The following is an 11,671-nucleotide window of genomic DNA, read 5'->3' as shown; positions in this document are numbered from 1 at the left end:
TGTCTGGTCATTGAATAATACCCCCAATATTACTTTTCAAGCCGCGCCTTTAAAAATTCCAGACCTGCCAAGATCACCCCGCCTAAGAGAAAGAAGGGGATACTGAAGGTGGCAAAGCTTACAGGCGCTTTTGGCACATCTAAGGTAGTCGGGCCCATGAGGATGGCGTAAAGAGAACCAATCATCAGGCCAAGGATGGCGTAGATCGTCTGGGAACGATAACGTTCCAGACACATTTTTACAATTTTTATAATAGCTACAATGCCTGTGACTACGCCCAGTCCGAAAATTACAAGCACAGGCAGGTAGCTTAAATTAAAATGAAGAAACTCTTTTACCGCTCCGATCACAGGCACATAAAGACCGAAGATCAGAAGCAGGGTGGAACCGGAGATTCCGGGAAGAACCATGGCTGTAATAGCGATCATGGCTGCAAAAAAGATATAGATTCCAAGCCCTGGTGAAAGTGCTTCAGCCGATACACGAATCCCTTCGCTGCTTGAGGGGCTGAACCATGAAATGGCAAAAACCAGCAGCGCTCCGCCTGCAGTGAAGATCAGGCCTCCCCATTTTTCGCGGATCGCCCGTTTCTCCTCATGGATCACCATGGGGATGGCAAACAGGGTCAGGCCAAAAAAGACGGAGCTGATCTGGCAAATATAGGTTTCAAAAAGGCTGGCCAGGATCACTACGGACAGACAAAAGCCGATCACCCAGCCAATCCCCAGTTTTGCAAGAAAGAAAAAGGCTTTTTTTCGTTTCTCATTGTCACGTCCCATAAGATCATTTAAAGAATGGATAAATTCGTCATAAAATCCAAGCAAAAAAGCGATGGTTCCCCCGGATACCCCCGGAACACTGTCGGCCAGGGCCATACAGAACCCTCTTACTGCATTTAATAGCACTTAAAAATCCTCCTGTTTCTTTTTTAAAGCGGTTTCATTTTGCAGTGAATTGCACACGGAATCATTATACATGAAACGGGAGGAAATTCAAGTAGATATTCCTGCGGCCTACCTGCGCAGGGCCTCTTTCCAGCGGGGGGCTTCTGTCTCAAACCGTTCGTTGATCCAGTCTACGCCTTTAGCAATCCCATCCGCGTCAAAGGTGGTCTCAAACTGTTCCTTTTCTTCCTGTGGTGTAAAATCATAGCTGTAAGGCTCCGGCCAGATGCTGACCAAAAGAACCGTTTCCTCTGTATCTTCTTTTTCCAGCTTTTCCATACGGAAACGAAGTCCCTTAAAACTGCCGGTGAACTTTTCCTTCTTTAAAAAATTCACAGGCATAAAATCCTTTAATTCCAGCATATTCTCTCCTACTGACTGCAGGTCAGCTCCAAAAGCTCCTGTACAAAAGCGGTAATGGCTTCATCGGATATCTGGGCGGCGGTATAGAGGGTGTAATTGGTCTCATCCCAGTTCCAGGAGGCCAGACGGCCGCCGCTTTCGGTGGTGCGGATTTTGGCAGCTGCTGACATATCTCCTGATTCATACGAGGTTTCCAGAACATGATCTGTAAAACGCTCAAAGATTCCTGCAAAATCCTCTGCCGTGTTGGAGGCCCTGAAGGAATAGGATACCCCATCCGCCGTAAACTGGATTTCTGCCACTTCTCCGTTTAAGATAAAAAAGGCGGGATCTTCTGCCTGGGCCGGCAGAACCATATGGATGCCCAGAGGCTCGAATGCATTTTCATCCGCAACGGGAACCATGGGATTGGGCTGGTTGGCTGCTGTTTCGGTCTGAGAGGAGTCTTCCGTCTCTGAATACGCTGTTTCTGCCCCAGCATTCTGCTTCTGCGTACAGCCTGCACTCTGCAGGGCTGCAAAAAGGACGGCTGCCATGACGGCTCCGTACAGCTTCCATGTTTTTTTCATTATATTCACTCCTTGCCGGCAACGGCTCTGGCCGTTGACTCTGCGGTTGGGGCGTGGTCCCCTTATAGATAGGCGGCGCTGTCCAATGTCCCTACATTTCGCTGTAGGTTCCCTTTACCTTCACCAGCTTGGGACGGTAGCCTGCATTTGTAAGGGCCGCCACGATCTGATTTTTATGTTCGGTTCCAAATGCTTCCATGGTGATCCGAAGCTCTACGGCAGCATTGCGGTTGATGCTGATAAACTGGTTGTGCTCCAGCTTGATGATATTTCCATGCTCCTGTGCCAGCAGATCCGCTACCCGCGCCAGCTCGCCGGGCTTATCCGGCAGAAGGACGGATACGGTAAATACCCGGTCTCTCTGAATCAGTCCGTGCTGTACGATGGAGGATAAGGTGATTACATCCATGTTTCCGCCGCTGAGGATGGAAACGATCTTTTTCTTTTCTGCCTGGATGTGCTTTAAGGCTGCCACGGTCAAAAGGCCGGAATTTTCCACGATCATTTTATGATTTTCCACCATATCCAAGAAAGCCACGATCAGTTCGTTGTCATCAATGGTAATGATATCATCCACATATTCCTGGATATACGGGAACAGCTTCTCGCCAGGGCGCTTGACAGCGGTGCCGTCTGCGATGGTATTGACTCCGGGAAGGGTTACTACCTTGCCCTGGCGCAGGGATTCCTGCATACAGTTAGCGCCGGCCGGCTCCACTCCGATGACTTTGATCTTGGGATTCAACAGCTTTGCAAGGGTGGATACGCCGGTGCAAAGTCCGCCGCCGCCGATGGGAACCAGAATGTAATCCACCGTAGGCAGCTCCTTGATGATTTCCATGGCAATGGAACCCTGTCCCGCCGCTACATCCAGATCGTCAAAAGGATGCACGAAGGTGTAACCGTGCTCTTCTGCCAGCCTGTAGGCATGGGCGCAGGCCTCGTCAAATACATCTCCCTCTAAAACAACCTGCGCTCCATAGCCCTTAGTGCGGTTTACTTTGATGAGAGGCGTGGTGGTTGGCATTACCACTGTAGCTTTTACGCCTGCCAGTCTGGCCGCATAGGCGACGCCCTGGGCGTGGTTTCCGGCAGAGGCAGTGATCAGGCCTCTGGCCTTTTCTTCATCTGACAGGGTGCTGATCTTATAGTAAGCGCCCCGAACCTTATAAGCGCCTGTATACTGCATATTTTCCGGCTTAAAATACACCCGGTTTCCTGTCTGGGCGGAAAAATACTCGCTGTAGACCAGCTTGGTCTCCAGAGTCACCTGCTTAACGATCTCAGCGGCCTCTTCAAATTTTTCTAATGTAAGTTCATCCATAGTCTCTTGCTCCTTGGTAGTTATTGGTTTAAACTATATCACTTTATCGCAGTAAATTCAACGAAAAACAAAAGAGGTTTTACTGCTTTTGCACATGGAATAAGGCATTTACAAAGTCCTCTGCATTGAACTTCTGAAGATCATCAATCTTTTCTCCGATACCAATATATTTGACTGGAATTCCAAGCTCAGCCTGTATGGCAACTGCAATTCCTCCCTTGGCAGTGCCGTCCAGCTTTGTCAGGATAATTCCGGTAATGTCAGCCACCTCCATAAACTGTTTGGCCTGGGCCAGGGCGTTCTGCCCCGTGGTGCCGTCTAAGACCACCAGGGTCTCGCGGTAGGCATCAGAATATTCCCTGTCGATGATCCGGTTGATTTTTTTAAGCTCCTCCATCAGATTTTTTTTGTTATGGAGACGTCCTGCGGTATCGCAGATCAGTACATCAGCTTTTCTGGACTTGGCCGCCGCTACCGCGTCATAGATCACTGCCGCCGGATCCGAACCCTCCTGCTGGGCGATGATATCCACACCGGCCCGGTCAGCCCACTCGGTCAGCTGCTCGATGGCCGCCGCGCGGAAGGTGTCTGCCGCTGCCAGGATTACCTTGTGGCCGCTGTCCTTTAACTGGCCGGCCAGTTTTCCGACGGATGTGGTTTTTCCCACACCGTTTACGCCGATTACCAGAACCACGGATTTTCTTTGCTCAAAGTCATAGGCATTTTCGCCCAGATCCATCTGCTTTTTGATGCTTTCGATCAGGATCTCCTTGCACTGCTCCGGATCCTTAATATGCTGTTCTTTTACCTTGTTTCTTAAATCCTCTACAATGGACATGGTGGTCTGGATTCCCAGATCTCCCATGATGAGGGTCTCCTCGATTTCCTCATAGAAATCGTCGTCAATGGCGGAAAATCCGCTGAAAATAGAGTCGATCCCTGATACAATATTATTGCGTGTCTTGGTAAGTCCTTCTACCAGACGCCCGAAAAATCCTTTCTTTCCCTCAGCCATATGGCATCCTCCTTTTTATGGGGTCTATTCCTTTTTTGACAGGAGCCTGACCTATTCCGTCAGACTGTCCTCAATCAGTTTCACGCTCACCAGGGCAGACACGCCCTTTTCCTGCATGGTAATGCCATAGAGGCGGTCTGCAGACATCATGGTGCCGCGCCGGTGGGTGATCACGATAAACTGTGTATTTTTGGTAAGCTTGTGAAGATATCCGGCGAACCGGTCTACGTTGGAATCGTCCAGCGCCGCTTCGATCTCATCCAGGAGACAGAAAGGCGAAGGCTTTAAGTTCTGGATAGCAAAGAGAAGGGAAATGGCAGTCAGCGCCTTTTCTCCGCCGGAAAGCTGCATCATGTTCTGCAGCTTTTTGCCCGGAGGCTGGGCGATGATCTGGATTCCCGCTTCCAGGATATCCTCTTCTTCCATCAGTTCCAATGTGCCCCGGCCGCCGCCAAACAGTTCTTTAAACACCCGGTCAAACTCCGCGCGGATCTCGGAAAACTTCTCCTTAAACTGACGGCGCATTCCGGTATCCAGTTCTAAGATAATCTTTTCAAGTTCAGCCTGAGCCGCCACAAGGTCCTCATGCTGGTTTTTCATAAAGTTGTACCGTTCTGATACTTCCCTGTAATCCTCAATGGCGTTTACATTGATGCTGCCAAGGCCGCGGATCCGTGCTTTCAGCTCTTCGATCTGCCTTTGCAGTCCCGGCAGGGAAACGAAGGTGTCTTTTTTCAGGGTCTGTGCCTCTGCTGCGGTCATCTCATATTCAGACCAAAGATAGGAAACGCCGGCTTCCAGCCGTTCACTCAGCTTCTCCTCCTGAGACTGGAGGCGGAACATATCTTTATCCAGTTCGGTGATCCGGGCGGAGATTTCCTCTCTCACAGAAAAAAGCTCCCGCTGTTTCCTGGCTGTATCCTCTTTTTGGATGGTTTTGTGTGAAATGGCCGACTCATAGGCTGCAGTCTGATGGACAGAATTTTCGATCTGTGCATAGATCTGCCGGATCTCCTCTTCTTTTTTTGCCACAGCCTCTTTGGAATCGCCGCTTCCTGATTCCAGGGCGGCAAACTCCTCCTTAAGTTTTTTGCATTCCATCCGAATCCGCTGCTGGTTTTCACGGATAAAGTCCAGTTTCTGGGAAAGAGAAGCCTGGGAAAGCTGTAAGCCCGATAAGATCTCGCTGCTGCCGTCCCGCCTGATTCTGGCGTTTTCCAGAAGTTTGGACGTCTCGCCGACCCGTTTTTCGGCCTCACTGCTCTGGGATTCCAGTTTTTTTGTATTTTCGCTTAAATTCTGGCGGCTTTCACTGATCTCCCTTACCTGGATTTCCAGCTGCCCATGTTCCCGTACCAGATCAAGGGAAGATTCGGCGATTTCATCTTTTTTTTCTTCCAGTCTGGAAATGGTAACGCGCAGGGTATTTTCTTCCAGAGCCAACTTCTGAGCCGCGGCTTTTAAGGTCTGGGTTTCATCCTTCTTTTCCTGCACCATAGCCTCTGCCAGGCTCAGCTCCGTCTGCATGATTTCCGCCTGCTTCAGATGGAGGCTGCAGGCCTGCTCCAGCTCTTCGATCTCACGCCGTCGCCCAAGAAGATTGCTGCTGTTTTTAAAAGCGCCGCCAGTCATGGAACCGCCGGGGCTTAAAAGTTCTCCTTCCAGGGTAACGATCCGCAGACTGTAGCGGTATTTCTTTGCCAGGGCAATCGCGGCGTCGATGTCTGACGCTACGACTACCCGGCCAAGGAGATACCGCACCAGGCCCTGATATTCTTCCTTTGTCTCCACCAGGTCGCTTGCCAGGCCGATCACGCCTTTTTCCTTCAGAGCCTCCGGTTTCGGAAAAGCCTGCCCGTTCCCGATGCTGGTAAGAGGAAGGAAGGTAGCCCGGCCGTATTTATTTTTCTTCAGGTACTCGATCAGCTGTTTGGCCGTTGTCTCAGAATCTGTTACAATATTCTGTATACTGCCTCCTAAGGCGGTCTCAATGGCAGTCTCATAGGACTGGCGGGTGGCAATCAGATCAGCCACCACGCCGTGAATCCCGTGGATTCGGTCTCTGACCTCCATCACCCGGCGGATGCTGTTTCCATAGCCGTCATAGCGCTCTGCCAGGTTGCGAAGGGATTCCAGACGGGTATGGGCCATATGGTATTCCTGCTGGGTATCATTTAAGCGGCGGTTTAAGCGGCGAACCTCTTTGTCGGCTTCCGTCATGGCGTCCTCCGCCTCCTGGGCGGCAAACTGCTTTTCTTCCAGCTCTTTTTTCACCAGAGAAAGACGCTCATTTTCCTGAGAGATCCGTTCCTCCTGAACCGACTCATCGCTTTTAAAACGCAAAAGTTTCTGGGACACCTCGCTGCGACGCAGGTTTACCTGTTCCAGCATGGCCTCATAGCGCTGCTGTCTGGCGGCGAGTTCTGCCTTCTCATTCAAGCAGCGTATGATCTCCGCTTTGGAGGCGTCGATGAGTGCCTCTAACTCCCTGATCTCCTCTTCCTGATTCTGTACCTCTTTTTTTGCTTCCTCCAAGCGTTCAAGCCCTTCTGTATTCTGGCTCTCCAGATGGGTGCGCTCTTTCTCATAGGAAACGAGCTGTTCTTCCTTTGTCGTCAGATCCTGAGAAATAACCTCTCTTCGGTTTTTTAAATGCTCCTCGTTCATCTCCTCTGTATGGATCTGCTCTTTTAAAACACTGATCCGGCCTTCCAGCGTGTTTTTTTCCATGGAAACCTGATTCAGCCGATTCCGTTCCTGTTCAATGGCTCCTTCCAGCTGCCGGATGGCTGTTTCCAGCTGGTCATATTCCTGGCGGACGGTCTCGCTTTTTTTGCGGCTTTCCTCCAGATCCCCCTCTAAAAGGGTCTTTTTCTTCCCTGTCTCTGCCAACTGTCCCTGGATATGCTCTGTATCCAGCAAAAACTGGTTGGCATCGCAGATTTTAAGTTCTTCCTTTAGCTGCAGGTATTCTCTGGCAGCTTTGGACTGGCGCTCCAACGGGCCGACCTGCTTTTCAAGTTCGCTCAGGATATCGGACACACGCACCAGGCTGGCCTTCTCATCTTCCAGCTTTTTCTGAGCGATGGCCTTGCGGCGTTTGTATTTTACAATACCGGCTGCTTCGTCAAAAAGCTCTCTGCGCTCCTCCGGCTTTCCGCTTAAGATTTTGTCGATCTGTCCCTGTCCGATGATGGAATATCCCTCTTTGCCGATTCCCGTATCGTAGAACAGCTCGTTGATATCCTTTAACCGACAGGCGCTGCCGTTGATCATATATTCACTTTCTCCGGAACGGTAGAGACGGCGGGACACCGTAACCTCATCATAGTCAATGGACAGCTGATGGTCGCTGTTGTCCAGAGTGATGGCCACATAGGCGAAACCCTGCGGCTTTCTTAATTCCGTACCGGAAAAGATAACGTCCTGCATACTGGCTCCGCGCAGCTGGCGGATCCTCTGCTCTCCTAAAACCCAGCGCACAGCATCGGCTACATTGCTCTTACCGCTGCCGTTTGGCCCCACAATACCGGTAATGCCGTTATGGAACTCAAAGACCAGCTTATTGGCAAAGGATTTAAACCCCTGGATCTCGATGCTTTTTAGATACATGGTTCACCTGCCTTAAGCTTTAGGATACCATTGTAGGCAGCCACCTGCTCCGCAGCCTTTTTGGTGCGGCCTGTTCCGCGGCCCAGCTCCTCCTTTCCCATGAGGGCACGGACTTCAAAGGACTTGTTGTGATCCGGCCCCTCCTCTTTCAGGATCTCATAGGACAGCCCGCCAGTCTGACGGCTTTGAATCATCTCCTGTAAGATAGTCTTGCTATCATAAAAGAGTTGCTTGTGTTCTATGTCATTTAAAATAAATCTGTGAATAAACTCTTTTGCATTAGCAAAACCACCGTCCAGATAGATCGCGCCGATCACGGCTTCCATGGCATCAGATACGACGGAGTTGCGGCTTCTTCCTCCGGTGGCTTCCTCCCCCTTTCCAAGGAGCAGATAGTCACCCAGACTCAAATCACCGGCACAGTAAGCCAGGGTGGGCTCGCATACGATGCTTGCGCGGATCTTGGTTAAATCCCCCTCAGGCAAATGGTCATATTTGTGGTACAGAAAGTCGCTGGTTACGATCTCCAGGACCGCATCTCCTAAAAACTCCAGCCGCTCGTTGCAGCGGCTGTGATCCAGCCTGTGCTCATTGGCGTAGGAACTGTGGGTCAATGCCTGACAAAACAGGTTCTTGTTTTGAAACTGATACTGGATTTTCTCTTCCAGTTCTTTTAAATGGCTGTTCATATGTAACGATTCCTTCCTTCTTAAACGCACGAAAGGGCTGTAAAAACAGCCCCGGCGCTTTTATTCATTTAATACGTTTTTGATCTGCTCCACTGCGTCTGCGACTGTAACGATCTGTTCGGCGGCCTCGCCTGGGATCTCGATATCAAATTCCTCTTCGATTCCCATAATGATCTGGAAAATATCCAGTGAATCAGCGCCCAGGTCATCTACGAATGTAGTTCCCATGGTAATCTCTTCCGGGCCAATATTCAGAACGCTTTCGATAATTCCCTGCAATTTCTCAAATTCCATGTCCTGTTTCCTCTCTTACATTGCTTCCATTTATGATATGGGGCTTGTGGGCTGCTCCGTGTTCAGCGCCTGTCGGATCTTTTCATTGATCTGCTGCTCCTTAAAGGTCACACACTGGATAATGGAGTTGCGAACCTCTGTGCGTGTGGAGCTGCCGTGGGTCTTAACTACCAGCCCTTTAAGTCCAAGAAGAGGCGCTCCGCCGTATTGGCTGGCGTCAAAGGCTTTCAGAGTGGTTTTTAAGGCGGGTTTTACCAGGAGAGCGCCAATCTTGCTGCGAAGAGTGGACATCATTCCCTTTTTCACCATATGGATGAGAGTAGCTCCTACCCCTTCGTAAAGCTTAAGAATCACATTTCCTGTAAATGCCTCACATACAATCACGTCTGCGCCTCCGTGGGGAATCTCTCTTGCCTCAATGCTGCCGGTGAAATGAAGGTCGCTGCATTCTTTTAATAAGGGGAAGGTCTCTTTTACAAGAGCATTGCCCTTTTCTTCCTCTGCACCGATATTGACAATAGCGACCCTTGGCTGCTTTACTCCCACCACGTGCTCCATATAAATAGATCCCATCCGGGCAAACTGAACCAGATGAGAGGATCTGGCATCTACATTGGCTCCGCAGTCAATCAGCAGGGAAACGCCATTTTCCGTTGGGATCAGCGAAGCAAGGGGCGGACGCTCCACGCCTTTTATCCGTCCTACAATCACCTGTCCCCCTACTAAGACGGCGCCGGAACTTCCCGCTGACACAAAAGCGTCAGCCTCTCCGCTTTTTACAAGATTCATGCCTACCACAATGGAGGAGTCTTTCTTTTTACGAATGGCGTTTACCGGCGGCTCCTCGGTGGCAATAATCTCTGAGGCATTCACCACATGAATCCTCTCTTTATCAAATGTATATTTGGAAAGCTCTGCTTCTATTACCTTTTCCTGCCCTACTAAGAGAACATGAATTTCCGGTCTTATCTTTACCGCTTCAACAGCCCCCGCAACCATTTCCACAGGCGCGTTATCCCCGCCCATGGCGTCTACCGCTACTTTGATCATAAAAAAGACTCTCCTTTCGTCTTTGCGATACAATTTATAATATACTAGATATCAGATCATAAATCAATACGTTTTTGCAGGGACGGAAGGGATAAAAGAGCGGCTGACCGAATCCAAAATCCGGTCAGCCGCCAGAAGCGAAAACCTATGATACTGCTTATACAATCTGGTTCAATACCGAAGAGCCGATGGTTCCCCTGGGCATGGCAACGCCGAAATTATCGGCTGTTGTAGCGCCGATCACCGCAAAGGTATCCCCTTCAGCAAGTGCGCCATTGCCCTTCATGGAAGGAGAATAAGCCAGGAAGGGAACTCGTTCTCTTGTGTGATCCGTTCCTGTGTAGGTGGGATCGTTTCCATGGTCTGCGGTGATAATCAGCAGATCATCCTCACGCAGGGTGTCTAAGAGGATTCCAAGCTTTTGATCAAAGCGCTCGATTTCCTTTGCATAGCCCTGCGGATCTCTGCGGTGTCCCCAGAGCGCGTCAAAATCCACCAGGTTTACAAAGCAGAGGCCGTGGAAGTCTCTGCCCGCGGTTTCAATGGTCTGTTCCATACCGTGAACAGAGGATTTTGATTTTAAAGCTTCTGTGATGCCTTCGCCGTCAAAGATATCGTTGATCTTTCCAATGGAGATCACATCCAGCCCTGCATCTTTTAAGGCGTTTAATGCGGTCTTTCCAAAGGGCTTTAAGGCATAGTCATGACGGTTGCTGGTACGTTTAAACTCGCCCTTTTTCTTCCCTACATAGGGCCTTGCAATCACACGGCCTACCTTCCACTCATCCTTTAAGGTCAGCTCTCTGGCAATCCTGCAGCAGCGGTAAAGTTCTTCCAGTCCGAAGGTTTCTTCATTTCCGCAGATCTGAAGTACGGAATCTGCGGAGGTATATACAATCATGTGGCCGGTGGCAATCTCCTCCGGAGCCAGCTCGTCTAAAATCTCTGTTCCGCTGGCGCTTTTATTTCCGATTACCTTATGTCCGGTGCGCTCCTCAAGCTCTCTGATCAGTTCCGGCGGGAAACCTGTTTCCGTAAAAGTCTTAAAGGGGGTTTTAACCTCTAATCCCATCATCTCCCAGTGACCGGTCATTGTGTCCTTGCCCCGGCTCTTTTCCCGGAGAGTTCCGTAGTAGCCGATAGCCTTTTCTACCGGCTCCACCTGTTTTAAGGGGGTAAGGTTTGCCATTCCCATTTTTCTTAAATGAGGAATCGTAAAGGAATCTACGGCCTGAGAGATATGGCCCAGCGTGTTAACGCCCACATCTCCGAACTCTAAAGAATCTTCCATGGCCCCTGCACCCAGAGAATCCATTACAATTACAAATATACGTCTGTACTGTTCCATTTCCTGCTCCTTATATATGCAACGGTTCTATTTGCTTTTCAGATTGCCAGGGCCAAACCCCATGGGGAGAAGCTCCTGCAGCGTCTTGATCACATAATTGTCCTCATCAATAGCCACAATGATCTGAAATGTTTCAGGATCGCAAAACTCCATCATTACCTGACGGCAGACGCCGCAGGGGGTGGTAAACTCGGTCACCTCGCCGTTCATGCCGCCGGTTACACAGATGGCATCAAAATCCGTAACGCCTTCGCTGACTGCCTTAAAGATAGCTGTGCGTTCTGCACAGTTGCAGGGGGTATAGCCTGCATTTTCAATGTTGCAGCCAGTATAAACCGTGCCGTTTCGGGCAAGAAGAGCCGCTCCTACATGAAAATGGGAATAGGGCACATAGGAATATGCAAGCTGTGCCCGGGCAGTACGGATCAGCTGCCGGATCTGTTCCTGTTCCAGTTGTTTCATT

At 50.1% G+C, this 11,671-nt stretch carries 11 protein-coding genes; all 11 read right to left on the bottom strand.

The window, feature by feature from the left end:
* Positions 1–29: 29 nt before the first annotated feature.
* The 11 genes from HW447_RS00595 to cdd all read right to left on the bottom strand — a co-directional run bounded on the left by HW447_RS00595 (position 30) and on the right by cdd (position 11,670).
* Positions 30–905, bottom strand: coding sequence for a DUF368 domain-containing protein (locus HW447_RS00595; RefSeq protein WP_330588919.1), 876 nt, complete (start codon positions 903–905; stop codon positions 30–32).
* 108 nt (positions 906–1,013) lie between these two features.
* Positions 1,014–1,307, bottom strand: coding sequence for a hypothetical protein (locus HW447_RS00590; protein ID WP_176253385.1), 294 nt, complete (start codon positions 1,305–1,307; stop codon positions 1,014–1,016).
* 8 nt (positions 1,308–1,315) lie between these two features.
* The gene (locus HW447_RS00585; RefSeq protein WP_176253384.1) at positions 1,316–1,876 is read right to left on the bottom strand and encodes a hypothetical protein; all 561 of its coding nucleotides are present in this window, start codon (positions 1,874–1,876) and stop codon (positions 1,316–1,318) included.
* A gap of 91 nt (positions 1,877–1,967) precedes the next feature.
* Positions 1,968–3,200, bottom strand: a complete 1,233-nt coding sequence (gene ilvA, locus HW447_RS00580; RefSeq protein ID WP_176253383.1) for a threonine ammonia-lyase — start codon at positions 3,198–3,200, stop codon at positions 1,968–1,970.
* Between the two features lie 79 nt (positions 3,201–3,279).
* Positions 3,280–4,215 carry a signal recognition particle-docking protein FtsY gene (gene ftsY, locus HW447_RS00575; protein ID WP_176253382.1) on the bottom strand — a complete coding sequence of 312 codons (936 nt, stop codon included), beginning with the start codon at positions 4,213–4,215 and terminating at the stop codon, positions 3,280–3,282.
* A 51-nt stretch (positions 4,216–4,266) separates the two neighbouring features.
* Positions 4,267–7,827, bottom strand: a complete 3,561-nt coding sequence (gene smc / locus HW447_RS00570) for a chromosome segregation protein SMC (RefSeq protein WP_176253381.1) — start codon at positions 7,825–7,827, stop codon at positions 4,267–4,269.
* A complete protein-coding gene (gene rnc, locus HW447_RS00565) occupies positions 7,818–8,516 on the bottom strand; it encodes a ribonuclease III (protein ID WP_176253380.1) in 699 nt (232 codons plus the stop codon). Before rnc ends, smc begins: the two co-directional genes overlap by 10 nt.
* A 60-nt stretch (positions 8,517–8,576) precedes the next feature.
* On the bottom strand, positions 8,577–8,810 hold the full coding sequence (acpP, locus tag HW447_RS00560) for an acyl carrier protein (RefSeq protein ID WP_176253379.1): 234 nt from the start codon (positions 8,808–8,810) through the stop codon (positions 8,577–8,579).
* A gap of 30 nt (positions 8,811–8,840) precedes the next feature.
* Entirely contained in the window at positions 8,841–9,860 is a 1,020-nt protein-coding gene (gene plsX, locus HW447_RS00555) for a phosphate acyltransferase PlsX (protein WP_176253378.1), read from the bottom strand.
* Between the two features lie 157 nt (positions 9,861–10,017).
* Positions 10,018–11,208, bottom strand: a complete 1,191-nt coding sequence (locus HW447_RS00550; protein WP_176253377.1) for a phosphopentomutase — start codon at positions 11,206–11,208, stop codon at positions 10,018–10,020.
* 27 nt (positions 11,209–11,235) lie between these two features.
* A complete protein-coding gene (gene cdd, locus HW447_RS00545) occupies positions 11,236–11,670 on the bottom strand; it encodes a cytidine deaminase (RefSeq protein ID WP_330588918.1) in 435 nt (144 codons plus the stop codon).
* Position 11,671 lies beyond the last annotated feature (1 nt).

Origin of the sequence: Enterocloster alcoholdehydrogenati (assembly GCF_013282095.1) — a bacterium.
In the GTDB taxonomy this organism is placed as follows: Bacteria; Bacillota; Clostridia; order Lachnospirales; family Lachnospiraceae; genus Enterocloster; species Enterocloster alcoholdehydrogenati.
The sequence above is the reverse complement of the archived record's forward strand: the minus strand, read 5'-3'. Positions and strand labels throughout refer to the sequence as shown.

What these genes read in the sequence shown, in the direction of transcription:
- HW447_RS00590 (WP_176253385.1), bottom strand. Translation starts at nt 1,307, where the DNA reads ATGCTGGAATTAAAGGATTTTATGCCTGTGAATTTTTTAAAGAAGGAA.
- HW447_RS00585 (WP_176253384.1), bottom strand. Translation starts at nt 1,876, where the DNA reads ATGAAAAAAACATGGAAGCTGTACGGAGCCGTCATGGCAGCCGTCCTT.
- ilvA (WP_176253383.1), bottom strand. Translation starts at nt 3,200, where the DNA reads ATGGATGAACTTACATTAGAAAAATTTGAAGAGGCCGCTGAGATCGTT.
- ftsY (WP_176253382.1), bottom strand. Translation starts at nt 4,215, where the DNA reads ATGGCTGAGGGAAAGAAAGGATTTTTCGGGCGTCTGGTAGAAGGACTT.
- smc (WP_176253381.1), bottom strand. Translation starts at nt 7,827, where the DNA reads ATGTATCTAAAAAGCATCGAGATCCAGGGGTTTAAATCCTTTGCCAAT.
- rnc (WP_176253380.1), bottom strand. Translation starts at nt 8,516, where the DNA reads ATGAACAGCCATTTAAAAGAACTGGAAGAGAAAATCCAGTATCAGTTT.
- acpP (WP_176253379.1), bottom strand. Translation starts at nt 8,810, where the DNA reads ATGGAATTTGAGAAATTGCAGGGAATTATCGAAAGCGTTCTGAATATT.
- plsX (WP_176253378.1), bottom strand. Translation starts at nt 9,860, where the DNA reads ATGATCAAAGTAGCGGTAGACGCCATGGGCGGGGATAACGCGCCTGTG.
- HW447_RS00550 (WP_176253377.1), bottom strand. Translation starts at nt 11,208, where the DNA reads ATGGAACAGTACAGACGTATATTTGTAATTGTAATGGATTCTCTGGGT.
- cdd (WP_330588918.1), bottom strand. Translation starts at nt 11,670, where the DNA reads ATGAAACAACTGGAACAGGAACAGATCCGGCAGCTGATCCGTACTGCC.